This is a genomic window from Rummeliibacillus sp. SL167 (assembly GCF_007896505.1).
Lineage (GTDB): Bacteria > Bacillota > Bacilli > Bacillales_A > Planococcaceae > Rummeliibacillus > Rummeliibacillus suwonensis.
In genome coordinates, this window is sequence record NZ_VCBM01000004.1 from 300,127 (window position 1) to 317,468 (window position 17,342).

14 protein-coding genes are annotated in these 17,342 nt (G+C 33.7%); 5 read left to right on the forward strand and 9 right to left on the reverse strand.

From position 1 onward, the window contains the following. Positions 1-215 precede the first annotated feature (215 nt). Positions 216-1,175, forward strand: a complete 960-nt coding sequence (locus FEZ13_RS16775; protein ID WP_146553621.1) for a D-2-hydroxyacid dehydrogenase family protein — start codon at positions 216-218, stop codon at positions 1,173-1,175. 205 nt (positions 1,176-1,380) lie between these two features. Here the strand turns inward: FEZ13_RS16775 and FEZ13_RS16780 are convergent, their stop codons facing one another. Genes FEZ13_RS16780 through FEZ13_RS16790 form a run of 3 tightly spaced genes read right to left on the reverse strand, consistent with a single transcriptional unit; the run spans position 1,381 to position 4,852 of the window. Continuing rightward, on the reverse strand, positions 1,381-1,992 hold the full coding sequence (locus tag FEZ13_RS16780) for a hypothetical protein (RefSeq protein ID WP_146553622.1): 612 nt from the start codon (positions 1,990-1,992) through the stop codon (positions 1,381-1,383). Continuing rightward, positions 1,989-2,855, reverse strand: coding sequence for an ATP-binding cassette domain-containing protein (locus FEZ13_RS16785; protein WP_146553623.1), 867 nt, complete (start codon positions 2,853-2,855; stop codon positions 1,989-1,991). The genes FEZ13_RS16780 and FEZ13_RS16785 overlap by 4 nt, the downstream gene beginning before the upstream one ends. Then, complete coding sequence (locus FEZ13_RS16790) at positions 2,855-4,852, reverse strand: hypothetical protein (protein ID WP_146553624.1); 1,998 nt, start codon at positions 4,850-4,852, stop codon at positions 2,855-2,857. Before FEZ13_RS16790 ends, FEZ13_RS16785 begins: the two co-directional genes overlap by 1 nt. Positions 4,853-5,961: 1,109 nt before the next feature. On the opposite strand from FEZ13_RS16790, the gene FEZ13_RS16795 reads away from it, so the two are divergent. The 4 genes from FEZ13_RS16795 to FEZ13_RS16810 all read left to right on the forward strand — a co-directional run bounded on the left by FEZ13_RS16795 (position 5,962) and on the right by FEZ13_RS16810 (position 9,446). Further along, positions 5,962-6,330 carry a hypothetical protein gene (locus tag FEZ13_RS16795; RefSeq protein WP_146553625.1) on the forward strand — a complete coding sequence of 123 codons (369 nt, stop codon included), beginning with the start codon at positions 5,962-5,964 and terminating at the stop codon, positions 6,328-6,330. A 66-nt stretch (positions 6,331-6,396) separates the two neighbouring features. After that, positions 6,397-7,485, forward strand: coding sequence for an ABC transporter permease (locus FEZ13_RS16800; RefSeq protein WP_146553626.1), 1,089 nt, complete (start codon positions 6,397-6,399; stop codon positions 7,483-7,485). 6 nt (positions 7,486-7,491) lie between these two features. Further along, on the forward strand, positions 7,492-8,748 hold the full coding sequence (locus FEZ13_RS16805) for an ABC transporter permease (RefSeq protein ID WP_146553627.1): 1,257 nt from the start codon (positions 7,492-7,494) through the stop codon (positions 8,746-8,748). After that, positions 8,748-9,446, forward strand: a complete 699-nt coding sequence (locus tag FEZ13_RS16810; protein ID WP_146553657.1) for an ABC transporter ATP-binding protein — start codon at positions 8,748-8,750, stop codon at positions 9,444-9,446. Before FEZ13_RS16805 ends, FEZ13_RS16810 begins: the two co-directional genes overlap by 1 nt. Before the next feature lie 504 nt (positions 9,447-9,950). Here FEZ13_RS16810 and FEZ13_RS16815 read toward each other — a convergent pair. From FEZ13_RS16815 to FEZ13_RS16835, 6 genes are all read right to left on the reverse strand, one after another. Next, positions 9,951-11,195 (reverse strand): DUF2075 domain-containing protein, encoded by a 1,245-nt coding sequence (locus FEZ13_RS16815; RefSeq protein ID WP_146553628.1) that lies wholly within the window; start codon positions 11,193-11,195, stop codon positions 9,951-9,953. A gap of 85 nt (positions 11,196-11,280) precedes the next feature. Next, positions 11,281-11,868 (reverse strand): class D sortase, encoded by a 588-nt coding sequence (locus FEZ13_RS16820; RefSeq protein ID WP_146553629.1) that lies wholly within the window; start codon positions 11,866-11,868, stop codon positions 11,281-11,283. Positions 11,869-12,114: 246 nt separating this feature from the next. Beyond that, a complete protein-coding gene (locus FEZ13_RS19710) occupies positions 12,115-12,252 on the reverse strand; it encodes a hypothetical protein (RefSeq protein ID WP_186725963.1) in 138 nt (45 codons plus the stop codon). A 166-nt stretch (positions 12,253-12,418) separates the two neighbouring features. Then, positions 12,419-14,011, reverse strand: coding sequence for a hypothetical protein (locus tag FEZ13_RS20335; RefSeq protein WP_186725964.1), 1,593 nt, complete (start codon positions 14,009-14,011; stop codon positions 12,419-12,421). 28 nt (positions 14,012-14,039) lie between these two features. Further along, positions 14,040-16,049, reverse strand: a complete 2,010-nt coding sequence (locus FEZ13_RS16830) for an ICP22 family protein (RefSeq protein ID WP_146553630.1) — start codon at positions 16,047-16,049, stop codon at positions 14,040-14,042. An 801-nt stretch (positions 16,050-16,850) separates the two neighbouring features. Then, positions 16,851-17,234 (reverse strand): hypothetical protein, encoded by a 384-nt coding sequence (locus FEZ13_RS16835; protein ID WP_146553631.1) that lies wholly within the window; start codon positions 17,232-17,234, stop codon positions 16,851-16,853. Positions 17,235-17,342 lie beyond the last annotated feature (108 nt).

A 17,342-nucleotide genomic window follows, 5' to 3' on the forward strand; every position in this document is an offset into this window, starting at 1 on the left:
AGAATTACGCCAAATTCATCACCTATTTTTCTCCAATCAGCACATCTGTTTCATTATGAAAAAATGAATTCATACAGAAATCTTTTAAACAGAACTAAGCATTAAAAATAGGGGAAAACACATTTTTATCCAAAATGTGACAAATATATATGCATTTATTATATAAAACTGATAAAATTCACCATAAGAAAACTATTTTGGAGGTACAAGAGAATATGAAACTTAAATGTGCCATTTTAGATGACTATCAAAAAGTAGCACTTGATTTAGCAGATTGGTCATCCATTTCAGAAAAAGTGGACGTAACAGCTTTTCACCAGCACTTTAATCATGAAGATGAACTTATAGAAGTTCTTCAGGATTTTGATATTATCGCTATTATGCGTGAACGTACACCATTTCAAAAATCATTATTCGCACATCTTCCTAAACTGAAACTATTAGTTACGACGGGTATGAGAAACGCAGCAATTGATTTAGAAGCGGCTAAAGAACATCATGTGACCGTTTGTGGGACAGCCAGTGATTCAGCACCACCTACAGAACTTGCTTGGGGATTAATCCTCAATTTAGCTCGTCAGATTACGCAAGAAAATCTCACCTTACGAAATAACGGTCCTTGGCAAATTTCCGTTGGTGAAGATTTATGCGGTAAACGCCTCGGATTAATCGGTCTCGGAAAAATCGGCAGTAAAATGGCGCGCATTGCCCAAGCATTTGGAATGGAAGTAACCGCTTGGAGCCAAAATCTAACAACTGAAAGAACAGGGCCTCTTGGGGTACAAAAGGCAGCTTCTTTAGAAGAACTTTTGCAAAATAGCGACTATGTTTCCATTCACCTTGTATTAAGCGATCGTACAAGAAACCTAATTACATTGCGGGAACTTGAGCATATGAAACCATCCGCCTATCTCATCAATACATCACGAGGTCCGATCGTTAATCAGGACGACCTTATCCATGCATTGGAAAAGGGGCTGATTGCAGGTGCTGGACTTGATGTATTTGAGATAGAGCCTTTAGATGAGGATCATCCTTTCCGCACGCTTCCAAATGTCTTAGCAACACCACATCTTGGTTACGTCACAAGAGGCAATTACAGTAAATATTATCATGAAACACTCGAAGATATTCAGGCTTATCTATCAGGTTCACCGATTCGCAAATTATTTTAAATACAAAAAGGAATTCTCTACCGCTGAGAATTCCTTTTGTCTTGTATGAGGGATAATCTTACTAACTTTCAATTATTTCAAAATAATATTGCCAATGATCGGAATTGTAATGATAATGACTTAAATAAATTCATTTTATATCAAAAAACATATTTATTAGGAAGCCTACAATAAGCATGTTCTCTAATCAAATACATACCATCTTTTACTTTCTTGTTATATAAAATCGACTAATGATACCAATTGCAAGAATTAAACCGATGACAAGTGAGATATACGTTAATCTCACCCATAAATCGACATAAGGATAGACAAAGAAGAAAATATGAGGCCATGGCATAAAGCTCCCCTGTGTACCAATTTCCATGATGGTATAAACCAATATGCAGGAAATAGTAATCTCTAAGTTTTTTATGATCATAAGCAACGCACTACTTCCTAAAAAGTAGCATAATGCTAAAAGAATCGTATGGGCCACTACCTGTGGGGTATGAAAAAAGGGATCGACAAAACAAAAAACAATCGCTATACAAAGCCCATCTACTAACCCATAACGTAAAAGATCCAGCCAAGCAGTTTGACGATAATAGGGCAAAAGAATTTCACTTGCTCCCTCTTCAAATAAATAACTATAATGTAAGAGTAAATGGACTCCGCAAACGCTAACGGCTAATACTTGGAAAAAAATATAGTCACGATTCTCATCTGGAGATATATAGATACAAACAATGGCTAAAGCATATGCAATAAATGGAAGGAAGAAGAAAAACTGCTGTAATTTTAGATCAAACTTGAATAAGTAGGAAATTTTCTTCATAGCGAATCCTCTTGTAATAACGCTAGGTATCCATCCATCAAACGAGGACTAACTGGCTTCCCAATATTATCTTCCTCACTCAAAATCCTTACACGAATTTTCTCTTCTTGTTCCTCCAAATAGACAACCTCATGCTTTAGAATAAAATCATCCAAGTCTTCTTTTGAAATTAGCAGATCGAATGTTTTGTGTTTAGCATAATTTTTTAACGCATCCGGTGCCCCCTCAAATAATTTTTTTCCTTTTCGTATGACACCGATTTTCGTACATAAGAATTCAATATCTTCTACGATATGTGAGGAAATGATAATTGTATGATTGCCACCCAATACTTTCAATAAGTTGCGAAAGCGAATTCGTTCCTCAATATCTAGCCCTGCTGTTGGTTCATCGAATATCAAAATAGATGGCTTTCTTAGCAGAAGCTGAGCAATTCCCACTCTTCTGCGCATCCCTCCAGACAATTCATGAATTTTTTTATGCCTTTGTTCAGAAAGATTGACCACTTCTAATACTTCATCGATTTCTTTTGCAATAAGAGACGGATCGACAATTCCCTGTAGAACTGCAATATGTTCTAAAACTTCAAAAATCGTTAGCTGCGGATAAAACTGAAAGTCTTGTGGCAGATAACCAATGGAACCTACCCGTTTGACATAAGTTCCTCTACTTATGAGTTCCTCATTTAAAAAAACCTCGCCATCATCCATCTTGGATAGTCCTGCAATAATTTTCATAACGGTTGTTTTCCCTGCTCCATTTGGTCCTAAGAGGCCATAAATCCCCGTTATATGCAGGGATAATTGCGATAATATCGTTTGTTTTTTCATCTTTTTTGAAAGGTCTTTAATATATAGGTCCATTATTTTCGATTCCCCTTTAGCCAACTATGAATTTCCTTCCATGTAGTCGCTTCCTCCATATGGGCATACCAGTATTTCAAAAATTCCTGTTGCTCTTTCAATGATTTTCCTTGAAATTCCTCTAAAACTTTCGTACCTTCTTTTACAGGTGCATCATCTGAATCCGAATAAAAAGGTAAGTCTGAGTCGAAGTGAATTTGATCTAATACATGGAGTTTACGATTCATCCAACTAGTTGCTGCAAGGCACCAAGCAGTATAGAATGGACTTTTTTTCGGTGCAATGATAATCGGCATCATCTCTGTAGGAATTCCTTCCAAAGTATCCTTAGATGCTAATGGATACAATGACCCAGTATCATAAACGAAATGATCCTCATTTATTAATTTCGCTACTCCATTAGTGATATTCTGAGCTAACACAATTTTCGAGGGCACTCGACTTACAACAGTTGGACCGATTTCTTGGGCATATGCCAATAACTTTTCCTGAAAAGCAAGAAAGGTGGGCGCACTTTCTGTAAGATCCGGCCAATCACTCGGATACGTGATGTGATAGTCGCCTGTTTCCAACGTTTTTCCCTGCCCCATAATCAATGTGACCGCCTGAGCCTGTCCTTCATACACACCCTCACTCTTTTTCGGTAAATTGATAAATAATAGCTTGTCTTTCGTTTGGACGGTCATTTTTACTGCTTTGGTAGGGTCATCGGGAATAAAATCGACACCCCTTCCATCTTTACTTATACGATACATTTGATCACTATTTTTCTTTGGATACCAAGCCATATTTCCAAGCAATAGCTTTCGACTTCTTAAAACAGGATAAAAATTTGTTGAACGTAAGGTGTAGGTAAATTGCAATTGATCAACAGGTTTCTTTAAATGAAGAGTGATCAAATCCCCATACCGATCATAGGAAACCGCTCGATGATGATTGGTGATCGACTGAATGGCGTATGCGTGATAAAGTTGAAAAGTAGGACGTACTGTTTTCATATTTTTTAGCGACATTGTTACTTGTAGCTGATCTCCCTCTAGATGCATCACATATTGCTGGATATCATATGCTTCATTTGTCTGGCTTTTTGAATGGGAGAGCTTTTGATAATATTTAACTTCTTGATTGTAATCCGCATTATTCCACATATTCGGCATCCATAAGATTGCCATTTTCCCTACAAGCAGTAACACTATTGGAAGAACAATCAGCAGATTTCGAATCCGCTTTCGTAAAGCAAAATCCTGTGCCCAGCGAAGAGAGAGAAGAAAAAAGAATTCCCCCAATAAAAGCAGCCAAAATAGAAAGCGTAATTCATATGCCAAGCTAATATCATAACCAATAAATGATTCATAAGCACTGTATATGTTGCTCATGCTAAATGAAAGCAGAATCTTCCAATCCTTTGCCGGGATGTTATTGAAAATGGTCCCTAAAAATTCTGTATTCATCCCGCCTGTGATAATCCACCCAACCGCAATAAAAAAGAAACTGATTTTACGCTTGCCACAAATAATCGCGATAAGAATCGCCATAAAGAAATAGAGAATCATCGGTTCCCATAAAAAAGTCATGATAAAGCGAAATAATTCGGCATATAAAAAAGTCATGCCTAGCCCATTGATTAAAAAATAAAAACTATAGAATCCATATGTAATAATGGCTAATGCGAGTTGAAAAAGGCTATGCACCGCACCCATTGCTGAAATTTTTTCGACCATGATCCGATGCCCATCTGTAAAAAACGTCTGAATCCCATATTGAAGCTCATTGGAAACGATTTGATAGGCATAAATCATATAAAAAATAGAGACAATTTGGACAATGCCGCTGATTTCTGATGGTAAATTACCAAAATTCTGGATATGAAATTGATCAAATTTATGCAACATGATCCGGCTGATGACAAGAATAATCAGTGCTAGACTTGCCCCCATATACAACTTGCTTTTGATAAATTGCTTACTATAAAAGTGAAATAACCATTTCCACCGCATCCCCATTCTCCTTTTTACTGTGATCTTAACATATTGGAACTGGATGTTCAGTAGGCAGAACTTGCTCATCTGCCATCCAAAGTTGTATCCAAATCCATCCCCCTACTAAGCACCTATTGGAATTAAATATTTTGTATAAAGCGTGATCTATGCTGGATTAATAACATATGGATTAAAACAATATATTGTAAGTATTACTATAAACATAATTAAAGTAATTTTATTTACTCTTTTTTCCAAAAAAGTTTTTAAACTTTCAATAAATTAAACAATCTACAACTCTCCTAATAGCTTACATCTATAGATTAAAATAACTTCCACCGAAATGTCTAGATGTATTTACCGACAAATCTTTGTCGTATTATAGACAAAAAATAAGTTTTTTACAAAAAAACAGGAATATCAAGCTGTTTTAACATAGATGTGCCTTTTCAAAAATTGAATCCTAAATTAAATTTTTTTGCCTATTTCCTATCAATTTAAAATGTACATCCAATAGAAATAGAAGAAGAGCAAGAGCGTATTCTATTTTACGTTTTTAAAAAGACTATAACAATTCCAAATGCTTTATAAAGTGAAGCTTCCAGCAGTGCAGGTTTTCCTCGTCCCCCATTGAAATAGAGGAACTCAGGTGTTGCCACGTCCTGTGGCAACACCTGAGTGGTCAACATCTTGTTGGCCCGACCAATCGGGCTTTTATGGGCAGTTGATCTCCCACCTATCTTTCCCGTTTCTCTCTAAACCTTGAGGTGGAGTTCTTACTGCCCGTTAACGCGGGATAAAATTTCTATTCCCTTACCTAAACGGATAATAACTGTTTGGATAAGGGATTTTTATGTGATGGACACAATTACAAACTACTCATTGTTTTCCACCTTCTTACTTAACTATATAAATGCTTATAACAAAAATCCTATTTATTAATCCTTTCACAGTTGAAATATAAAATTTGTTGGAAAATCACCTTAATAGAATTTCTTTTATAACTTTTTGTAAATTATATGTAAATAATGTGGAAAAATATAGACTTATAAGAAAAAAATATGAGAAGTTAAACTTAGCAGTACTTAACTAATTAACGAAATATTAAAAAGGAGCAATGATATTTTATGAAAAATCGATTAATAAAATCAATCTTATCACTTGGAGTGGCAGCTAGCATAGTTGGTTCTTTGGCTACTGTTTCACACGCCTCCATTGCATGGGATTCCGACGCAACTTACACTGGTTCAGGAGGAAAGGCGAATGTATATGCCTATACGAGTCAGAAAAACGAATCGGCTAATTACAAAATAACAGTTGCTGCAAGAACAAATGATGGATCGTCTAGACATAAAACAAAGAATCCTGCAAGCAGCACAGATACTGCTTATGTAAATTTTACAACTAAAGGTGCAATAAGTAGTGGATCTTCAGACCATGAGTGGGTTATGAAGGGCGAATCTGGAAATGTACACAAAGTTATGGATATCCATTAATGTTTAGTAAAAATCGTGGATAAGGTTTTTCAACCTTATTCACGCTTCTAATAACTGGAGGACAATATGAGGCATATAGTAAAAAGTATATTCGTAAGCAAAAAAATATTTACTCTGCTTTTTTTAGGATTCTTATTAACGATTATCCCCATTCTGATTGCTCTCTCGACCAAAAGCTATTATGATGATCGATTTTATGACTCCAAAAATGGTTTTTTTCATTATTATTATTCTATTCATATGACGAAAATAGATCATTTTGATTTACATAGCATCCAGGAAATAGCAGAATCTAATTTTGCCAACTCTAGTGTAATTACAGGTGATATGAGTTTGACCGTTCCCGAAATAGGATTAGTTACAATTGTTGGGCTTTTGAATTATAATAATTGGTCTCCTCCTCTAATTTCAGGTGAAAAATTAACACCTAACACGTCTGCGAATATTATTGTAGGAAAAAAAATTAGTGACCATGTTGGTACATTAAAAGTATTTAACAAAAAATATCATATCAATGGAATCTCTGGAAAAAGTACAGGAGATGAATATAACTATAAACTTTTTTTCTCTCTCAATCATTTACCTGCTCAAATTACAGAAGAGATCAGCAGACAAAATGCCCTTCAAATTATTGTCCGATCAAATCAAGATCCTACTAAAGAAATCGACCATTTTGTTTCACAGATTAAACAACAAAATAAATTAGTAAATTTAAAAATTGTCAATGAAAAAAACAATTACAAAAAAGAAAAAAACACTAGAGGAGGAGTTACAGAAGTACTTAGTTATCCTTATAAACTTTTTGTAATCGCTCTGATCAATTGCATGATTGTCAGTTATTTTTGGATTTATCTGAAGAAAAAAGAAATCTCTTTAAGAAAAGCTTTAGGAGCAAGTAATTTAAACTTATTTTCATTTATTTATAGTCAATTATTCATATGTACCGTGCTAGCAGCTATCTTTTCACTCTTTATACAATGGCTACTAAGTAAGTTCAACAACCATATACTCAATTCTACAAGTTATAACATCAGTCTAAGCCCTCTGCATTTTACTTTGAGTATATTGATTTCATTGGTTATTTCATTTATTACTTCCATTATGCCATTTAGTTTTATTATGAAAATTGAACCTGCTAAAGCGTTAAAGGAGTAACAGAAAATGAGAACAATAAACGCTTTGAAAGCATTAAAAAATAGATGGTTTATTTCACTACTGCTTTTAATACAATTTACATTTGGGTTATCCATAATAACTGGATCTATCAATATTTTTTATAACTTTTTTTCTTTGCACAATCATTCATTATTAGATCTATCCAGTACTTATCTACTAACTTCTTATGATCCAACTATTAAAACCTTTGAGGAAAAATTTAATAGGGATCAACTTAACCAAATATACGATAAGATTCAAAAACATAAAGATGTCATTTCATATGGCACCTATTATGAAGATAAGATTCCCATCAGTACAAGTACAAGAACACTGAATAAAAAAATGCTTGCCGATTTGACAACAACAATCTTTGGCCTCAATCAGCCGGAAATTAATGCGATTGTCATAGATGAAAATTACAATCGGCTTTTAAATCTACAGGTAGAGGAAGGAAAGAATTTCTCGAAAAAAAGCTTTACCTCTAAAAGAAATGGGAAAATAAATATTTTAGTAGGTCCCTATTTTAAAAAATATTTTCGTTTAGGTGATGTCATTAATAACCAGTATACAATTATTGGATTTTTACCGAAGGATAAGTATATTGTCAATAATAATTCAACAAATACTTATTTAAAATTAGACAAAGCGGCAATCATTCCTATGTCACAAGATATATACAATGATTATGGCAATATGTTTTTAAGATTTCATCAATCTACCGTTTTAAAACTGCGTCCAAATGCAGACATAGATGCATTAAATCAATTGGTCCAACTAAAAGGTGATACCTTGAAGATGTATTTGAAAAATTTAGGTCAAGATATCCATCAAAACATTACTGATAGTACCTATTCTGAAATTCCTCAAATCTTATTAGGCGCATGTTTTATTTTCTTCTCAGTGACTGGGATTGTCATGACCACCATCCTTTCCATCATCATAAGAAAGAGGGAATTTGGGATCAAATTAGTTCTTGGGGAAAGCAAATCTGGTCTATTTTATCAAATCTTTTTAGAGAATTTACTCATTGGCATTGCTGGGACAATCCTATCACTTTTCTATTTTATATGGAAGTACCAAAAATTATTAAAAATATCACATGACTTGAATGTAGTAAGTGTACTAGATTTTAAATTTAATATGCCTATATTATTTCTAGTATTTATGTTTTTATTTATTATTATTTTAATTTCAAATTTTGTTATATTTATATTTTTCAAAAAGTTGGAACCAAAATCCTTGATTGGAGGAATGGAATGATGGAACTTATTGATGTAAAAGATTTAAAAAAAATCTATTATCATAAAAACATTCAAACTTTTGCTTTGGATGGGATCAATTTAAACATTAAACAAGGGGAAATGGTTTCGATCATAGGACGTTCCGGCTCTGGAAAAAGCACATTATTAAATATTTTAGGATTAGTTGATATTCCTACTGAAGGTGAATATTTTTTACATGGAAAATCTTTAAAGGAAATCCGAAAAAATAAAATTCATAAAACTAGAAACCAAATGATTGGATTTATTTTTCAATATTTTGCTTTACTTAAAGAATATACAGTCCTTGATAACGTCATATTGCCATTAACCTATCGAAAATCAAGCCATAAAGAGCAAGTAAAGAAAGCGCAAGTATATCTTGAAAAAGTAGGCTTAAAAGAGCAAATGTATAAAACTCCTGATGAACTATCTGGTGGTCAGCAACAGAGAGTCGCCATCGCAAGAGCATTAGTAGGCGAACCCGAATTAATATTAGCAGATGAACCAACTGGAAATTTAGATCGAACGACTGGTGAAGAGATTCTAAATCTCCTAATGCAAATAAATAAGGAAGGAAAAACAATTATTATCGTCACTCATGATATGGAAATTGCACAAAAATGCGATCGAATCATTAAATTAGATGATGGAAAAATCGTTTATGACTCTGCACAACAACAGATTTCTATCTCTTAAAGGACCATCTACTTTAACAGATAGTCTTTTTATAATACATCCCGTCTTTTCCTTTATCCTTCCAGAGAATTCAGCTAACATTTCTCTAAAGTTAATCCATCATCGCTTCTTGATAGGTACTTTTGAATAAAGATGAAGTTTATAAATATTCTTACTAAGAGAGAAGAATTGGATTCATTCACTTTGGGATAACTTTTTAGAAAAAAGTATTAAACCCGCAATTGATTGAAAATTGGTATAAAGAGTAATTACGGAATAATATATCTGTAATCTATAGTCAAAAAAATCTTAAAAAGATAGTCTAATACTTTCTTCAAAATATCTAATTAATTTTATAATATCCTTTTCCAACGGTGCAGTTATATGTCATTTTTTGTAGCTCCATGATTATTTGTATCTCTTAATGAAATCTTCAATTGATATAATAAGCCTCCAATCGGACTTTTACGGGCAGTTAATCCCCCATCCATCTTTCTCGTTTCTCGCTAAACCTTGATGGGGATCTTACTGCCCGTTAATGCGGGATAAAGATAGCAATTTTTTTCGTAATGTTGCATCGCTTGGATAGATATATAAGCCATGGACTCCTCGCGTCATAAGGACATTGATAGAGTTTAAAATGATTTGCTCCTTTATCGCTTCAGGATTTTTAACATCTTTTCTGAGAATAAAAGCCGCTTGATCCTCATATTTGTCACTATTAATCCTAATTTGATCATGTTCTTCATCATAAGAAACCGATGGGCCTAAAATCACGCCCACATAATTCAAGTCAAATCCTTGGACTGTATAAACGGAACCGACTTCATCAATAGTATCCGCTCTTTCAGCCCAAGCATATTTAGCATTTGGCTGATAACGATCCCACCGCAGCTTAAAATTTTTCTCTTGAACAAAATAATCTTTTCCATCTAATTTATATGGATAATCATATGTAGCAACTATTCTGGAAAGCTGATGTGTTGCATTTCTCTCTTTTATTGTCCGATACATTTTTACTGGATCATCAAAAATTTGAAAATCAAAGTCTTGTTTTTGGGGCAGAGGAAGTATCCTTTTTTGCACAAATTGTTCGATCCACTCGATAACATCTTGATCCGCCTTTATCCGAAATTGATTGGTAAGATGAAAAGACGTATTTGGATATTGATCGATAATTTCAAATAGCTTCTGCTTGTCCCAATAACTTTTCATTTTTAACATTTGTTTTTCATCAAAAACGATGATAACAACCTTACTAAGTTTGATCATCTCTTCTAAATGATTCTCCTGATAAAATCGATTATATTTATCACTTTTGGTGAGGAGAAGATGCGCCTCATCGATCAATACAATATCTGCCGTTTCCCCTTGCTTATGCATTTGATTGATAAATGATGTAGGTCGTTCAAAATCTTTTTTTCTAAAATACGGTAAGTCCTCTGAAATATTCTTATAAAGCTTTAACATTTCCGGATGATTCACGATAAAACGATTATTTGTATGATAAAGAGGATCATCTACCTTATTTCTAGATAGCGTTTGAAGTTCATAAAACACGGCATTTAACAATACACTCTTTCCCGTTCCTGCATCTCCATGGATCACAAGTACAGTAGGTGTGCTATTTTTCACATTTTCCTTACAAAAAGTAATTATTTTTTCCTTCAGCCTCATTTGCTCATCCGATAATGCTTTAAAAGGCGATAATTTATAAATCGCCGCATTTTCAACTTGTTGTTTTTTTATCTCAATGCTTGTGCCATTCATTTTAAAACTCCTTCTAGTCATGGGAATCCAGTTACATCATACACCAGATTCATAGGTGATTGGCATTTGGAAAATTGAAAGAAGATTAATCGGCCGCTAACTCTGCAAATATAACTAATCTTTGTTTATTTGAATTCTTGGGATGACATGTGATAAGCGTGATGATAGATTTGCCTTTGATGGGTTTAACCACTTCCACATCTGTTGGTTTAATAATTTTCTTTTTAAAAACTTTATATGTAAATTTTCTCTCTTTCGTATTTAAAATAATTTTATTTCCCTTTTTCAATTCATCTAGTCGATTAAAAAATTGACCATATGTGTAAGAACGATGCCCCGCAATTGCAAAGTTTTGATTGTCTTTTCCTAAATCATCTACTGAGCCACTTGATGGTAGATGTCCAACAGCATATCTAATATCATCTTGTGTGGCACCTTCTACAACAGGAGTTTTTAAATCAATTTTGGAAATTTTTAAAATGCCAAGTGTTTCTCCATCTTTTGGCTTCGATTTTGCCGCTTTTGCTTGTTGTTCCGTTTCTTTAGGAAATGTTAACGCATTGAACTCTTCTACTAATTTTTTTTGTTCCATATACGTTTGAATTTTTGTATACGCAACAAAAATAATTAGAGCCAATCCTAAAAAAATGAGTATGCTGCTTAATTTTTTCATCCTATTTCCTCCTCGATACCTTTTCTCTTTTCATAAGTTTCATGATGTTGTTCGTGAAATAGCTTATTGGACGTTTCCTTATTAGTAAACTCACTATTTGTTTTTTTCTTGATGATTTTCTTCTTGAAGGATTCATACGCTCTATTTACTTCATCCATTCTTGGAAAAATCAACAACAGGTCAAATATACAGAAAAAACATTTTGCCATTTGAACGTTTGTGAAAAATATCAGTCAGCACGGCCGCTCATATGAGATAAAGTGAAGCTTCCATCCGCGTGGGACTATCCTTCACTGAAATAGAAGAACTTAGGTTAAAAACGCCGAGTCCTATGGCAACACCTGAGTGACCAACATCATGTTGGTCCGAACCTATCGGGCGCATACGAGCAACTAATCCCCAGCTCTCTTTCTCTCCAATCTTTGTGTTGGGGGTCTTACTGTCTTTAACGCGAGATAAAAAAAAGGAGGGTGATCAGTCCCCCTTTTTTTAAAACTAAAACTTGAATAGAATTGTTTGTTTTTAGATTAGTTAGTCTTACGTTTATGACTTATTCAAATCTATATTTTCTAATAGCAACCCCTGAGAATAACATCATAATAGCCATGAAAAAAAGCATTGTTGAGCTGAAGAATGAACCAGTTGTTGGTAATGCGTTTAATGCACCATTTGTGATGTTTTTAGCTACAGTTGTTACATCTTTTTGATGATTGTTTGTTGTTGCGTTGTCATTATTAGAATCTGTTACATTATCTGAATGATTTGTTGTATCTGGTTTGTCTGAATTCGTTCCATCTGGGTTTGTTGGTTCGTCAGTACCCGGATTTGTTGGATCATCCGTTCCTGGATTTGTTGGATCATCCGTTCCTGGATTTGTTGGATCATCTGTTCCTGGATTCGTTGGATCATCTGTTCCCGGATTCGTTGGATCATCTGTTCCCGGATTCGTTGGATCATCTGTTCCTGGGTTTGTTGGATCATCTGTTCCTGGATTTGTTGGATCATCTGTTCCTGGATTCGTTGGATCATCTGTTCCTGGATTCGTTGGATCATCCGTTCCTGGGTTTGTTGGATCATCTGTTCCTGGATTTGTTGGATCATCTGTTCCTGGATTTGTTGGATCATCTGTTCCTGGGTTTGTTGGATCATCCGTTCCTGGGTTTGTTACTTCATTTGTTATAACCTTTTCAAATTCACCAACGCCTGCATGAAGATCGCCTAAAATAGGTGTATCGTTTGTGTCAACAATTACCAAACCACTATGAATAGTAGTAGCTTCTTTTGTCTTTGATACTTCCCCTTCTACAACTCCTGCATGAACATCACCAAGAATTTGATTGGAAACATCTGCATCGACAAGAGCTCCATAAGTATACTCACTGTCTGCAGTTTTTTTATGTTTTCCTTCTATAACACCTGCATGGACATCGCCTAAAAGACCAGAATCATTAATGTCTACTTGTGCTAATCCACCTGAAAAATCTGAACCTGTAGCATTTTCAGTTTTTTTACCACCTAAAACATTAATGTCTACATCACCAAGAATTGGTTTTAATAGACTTCCTCCTAGTTGAATATCAATAAGTGAAAACTTTGTTTCTTTATTACTACTTTTTGTTTCTTGATTAGGAGTAGTAGTTGTGCCTGAAACAGTTGTTTCTTTTTTGGCATTTGAAACAACTGGTGCTGTTTCAGTTTGTTTTGAAACAGTTGTTTCTTTTGAAGCATCTGAAACGGCTGGTGTTGTTTCAGCTTCTTTTGAAACAGTTGCTTCTTTGTCGGTATTTGAAACGGCTGGTGTTGTTTCAGTTTCCTTTGAAGCAGTTTTATCTGAAACAGTCTCTTTTACTACTTCTTCCTTAGCCTTTGTTTCACTATTGTTACCTGCTAATTGTTGGTTTGAAAGATTTGCTTCAGAATTATTTGTAAGACTACTTTTAGTTTTAGCAGCTGTTGATGCAGTATCTTTTGAAACTTCTATAGTCTTAGCAGAATCTAATACTACTTGTTGTGCCTCTACATTAGTCGTATCTTTTGTTAATTCTTCAGCGAATGCATTTCCTCCCCAAACTGAAAGTCCAATCGCAAAAGTACTTGCATAAACCATACCTTTAAGTGAATTTACAACAATATTCTTTTTCATTATAAATCTCCTTCTTCTTAATATTTTTTTATGCGCTTAAGAAGAAAGAAGATTTTGGCGGCTCTATTAAAGGATCGCCTTTCCACTGATCTGCTAGTTTTTTTACAATGGAACTACCTAAATAATTTTCCACCTCTAGATTAAATCTTTCAGAAGAAAGATAACTTGGTATAGAATCTGAGTTAGAAACGGAAGAACTTGCGGCTCCAGGTCCTGATGATGGGCCACCGCTTGAAACTGTTGTGCTTGAATAAGATGTAACAGCTAAAGAATTGTTTGCTTGATTATCTTTTGTGAATATATTTTGTACATCTTTATCATACAATCCAGCAATTTCTTCATTTAATATTGTGCTATTTCCAGCTTTGATCAACTCTTTAATCGTTTGAACAAGCGTGCTTTCTTTTTGATTTTCTACTTTTTCACTTACACCTGAACTTAAATCTTTTGTACTTGCAACTAAATCTTGACTTGATGCATTTTGACTTGATGCATTTTGACCTGATGCATCTGGACCGTCAAGGAATGGTTCTGTAACATTTTCTGACTTATCATTGCCATCTGGATTTATAGTTGGGGGTACAGTGTTAGTTGGTTCTGTTGAAGTAGTAGGTAAATCACTTGTTTTTCCATTATCATTCGTTACGCCTTCATCGTTTTTATCAGAACTATCATCAACTTGTGGTTGATCAGGTTTTTCTTCATCAGGTTGGGATTGATCAGGTTCTTCCTCACCAGCTTGATCATCTCCATCTGATGAATCTTTTGAATCTACGATAATTAGGCCTGTTGTGATTTCTTTACCATCAGCTGTTTCTGTTTGATGATATTCCCCTACACCAACATGATAATCTCCTACTGGCGTATTTTCTGAATCTACAAGGATTAATCCTGCTGTGGTTTCTTTACTGTCAGCCGTTTCCGTTTGGCGGTATTCTCCTACACCAACATGTTGATCTCCTAGTAAAGAATTATGAAGATCTCCTAGTAGTAATCCAGATTGAACAGAATTACTTTCAGCAGTTGTATGGGTATTTAATTCCGCAACACCGATATGGGCGTCCCCAAGTAGTGTATCTTTCAAATCCCCAAGTAATAAACCTGTTCGAAAGCTTTGTTCATCGTTAGTAGTCGATTTATGGTTTTCAATAATACCCAAATGTGTTTTACCCAATAAGTTATCGGTATCTAATGTTACAATTCCGCCTTGAAAGTTGTTATTATCTTGTATACTTCCTGCTAAAATGCCAAGATTTAAATTGCCTAATAATAATGAATTTGTAATACCAATACCTAATAATCCAGTAGGTACGACATAAGTATGACCTGTCTTAGAAACGATTGTTGATGTTGAAAGAAGGTTCAAACTGATATTTCCTATAACAGGTAAATTCAATCCTATGCTTAATAAATTTGATGCTAAACCTTTTGAAGATTGACTGGAATTACTATCTCCCAGTAACCGAATACTAAGTGGTAATTGTTTTCTGACGTTTTGTACAACAACGGATTCTTGTTCTGGTTGATTAGCGGCTACTAATACGCCCTCTTCTTTAGAAGATTGCTTGTTAGCAAGTTCTTGTTCATCTATCTTCGGGTTTGATTCAGCGTTTATATCACTAGCTGAAGTTATTGCATCATTATTATTGGATTGAACTTCATTTTCCTTTACTGTTTCATTAGACTCAGCTATTGCTGTTGAAAGCGCTTCATCTTTGTTAGATTGAATCTCATTTTCTTTTGCTGTTTCACTAGATTCAGTTGTTACTAAAGTCGCTTCTTGACTAGTTTCTGAGTCTTGTTGATTTTCTTCTACAGCAGTCTGCTCATCAAGATTATTAGAATCTTCAAGATTATTGAAATCGTTAAGATTTTGATCAATTGCCGTTTCTTCTAAAGCATTGTTTTCTTGGAGTGAAGAATCAGAAGCCGATCCTCCAGTTGTATCTCCCGATTCAGCCGCCTGGGCCATCGTTGGCATTGCAAATATAACGGATGCAGATAGTAGGTAAGCAAAAAACTTCTGATAACTTTTCACATTTTCCACCTCCTTTCAATTCAATCAAATTATTACCATTCCATTTTTACAAATCATTACATCCTTTTCAAGGGTTTATAAGGAATTCACAATATTGTAACATTATACACACGAAAATTTCACATATATCACATTTATAACTTCTTTTCATTTAATTATTTGAAAATAATAATTTAATTAAAAATAACATTAGAACCTGTTTTTGATATAAAGATGGGGCATAATTATTATACAATTTTGTCCAAAATAATACTGTGATTTCTGCTACAGATTATTTGTTTTTTCTTGGTACATTGAATAGATTTTTTTGAAATAACCTCTCACAAAAATTTTAAAGTGGGTTGAAAGTTTACTTCAATCTTAATACGAGGATCTTCTATCTGTTAATGCAATCTCAACAATGTTATTCTATTCCTTGTTATTATTATTTTAAAATAACTATTTCAATTGATGCTTTGATAAGATTATTTTAATTTGGGCTAGCTTTATTTTCCAAAAAGCTTTTAAATAAAATGTGAATGAAAGTAAGAAAAAAGATTTGGAGGTGCTTTTCTTCTAAGTAAAAAAATGATATTTATTAGAAATTCAAATGAGGGGAGAAGGATAATTATAAAAATTGCTCCTTATAATGAATCAATTTATGGAAAATTAAGGATAAAAAATAAACTAAAAGAATTATAATTTTATAAAAATATTTATAAGTCAAATTATCCAATTGTTTTAAGCTTTTAGCGAGTTAAAGTTCATTAAATTTTTTAATAGCCGAAAGTTGAGATTTCAAAAAATGAAAAATGGTTGTTTTTATCCTTCTGCTAAGGCGATATACTTTTTTATTTTTCCATTTATCTCTGCAATCACTACATCATTTTGTTCTTTAGTTGAAAAAATTTTTGTTTTTACTGGTAATTTTGAGGCCGTTCCATCTTCGAAGTCTTTCTTTGAAGTTTTTTGAATGATCGTAATTTCTTTATCTTTCGTAACCTTAAGATCATCTACTCTTTTAATATTTGTTTTATAAATCGTACCATTGATTTGAATAATGTCAGCATTTGGTTCTTCTTTTAATACTTCTTGAGCAGTTGGTTTACTGCTAGTTATTGTTTCTCCTCCATCATTACTACAAGCGGCAAGTAATGTAAAAGTTACTAAAGTATTCATTCCTAATAAGAAGATTTTTTTTAACATTAAGACACTTCCTTATCATTGGTTTGAGATTATTTTATCAGTCGAATCTGTAAATCCGAAAATTGAATGATGGGTCATTTTGATCGTTGCAGAGTGAGAACGGCGACT

Bases quoted from the DNA above. Each gene is read 5' to 3' on its own strand.
- FEZ13_RS16810 (WP_146553657.1), top strand. From the start codon at position 8,748: ATGGAACTTATTGATGTAAAAGATTTAAAAAAAATCTATTATCATAAA.
- FEZ13_RS16775 (WP_146553621.1), top strand. From the start codon at position 216: ATGAAACTTAAATGTGCCATTTTAGATGACTATCAAAAAGTAGCACTT.
- FEZ13_RS20335 (WP_186725964.1), bottom strand. From the start codon at position 14,011: ATGAAAAAGAATATTGTTGTAAATTCACTTAAAGGTATGGTTTATGCA.
- FEZ13_RS16800 (WP_146553626.1), top strand. From the start codon at position 6,397: ATGAGGCATATAGTAAAAAGTATATTCGTAAGCAAAAAAATATTTACT.
- FEZ13_RS16835 (WP_146553631.1), bottom strand. From the start codon at position 17,234: ATGTTAAAAAAAATCTTCTTATTAGGAATGAATACTTTAGTAACTTTT.
- FEZ13_RS16820 (WP_146553629.1), bottom strand. From the start codon at position 11,868: ATGAAAAAATTAAGCAGCATACTCATTTTTTTAGGATTGGCTCTAATT.
- FEZ13_RS16795 (WP_146553625.1), top strand. From the start codon at position 5,962: ATGAAAAATCGATTAATAAAATCAATCTTATCACTTGGAGTGGCAGCT.
- FEZ13_RS16780 (WP_146553622.1), bottom strand. From the start codon at position 1,992: ATGAAGAAAATTTCCTACTTATTCAAGTTTGATCTAAAATTACAGCAG.
- FEZ13_RS16815 (WP_146553628.1), bottom strand. From the start codon at position 11,195: ATGAATGGCACAAGCATTGAGATAAAAAAACAACAAGTTGAAAATGCG.
- FEZ13_RS19710 (WP_186725963.1), bottom strand. From the start codon at position 12,252: ATGCGCCCGATAGGTTCGGACCAACATGATGTTGGTCACTCAGGTGTT.
- FEZ13_RS16805 (WP_146553627.1), top strand. From the start codon at position 7,492: ATGAGAACAATAAACGCTTTGAAAGCATTAAAAAATAGATGGTTTATT.
- FEZ13_RS16785 (WP_146553623.1), bottom strand. From the start codon at position 2,855: ATGGACCTATATATTAAAGACCTTTCAAAAAAGATGAAAAAACAAACG.
- FEZ13_RS16790 (WP_146553624.1), bottom strand. From the start codon at position 4,852: ATGCGGTGGAAATGGTTATTTCACTTTTATAGTAAGCAATTTATCAAA.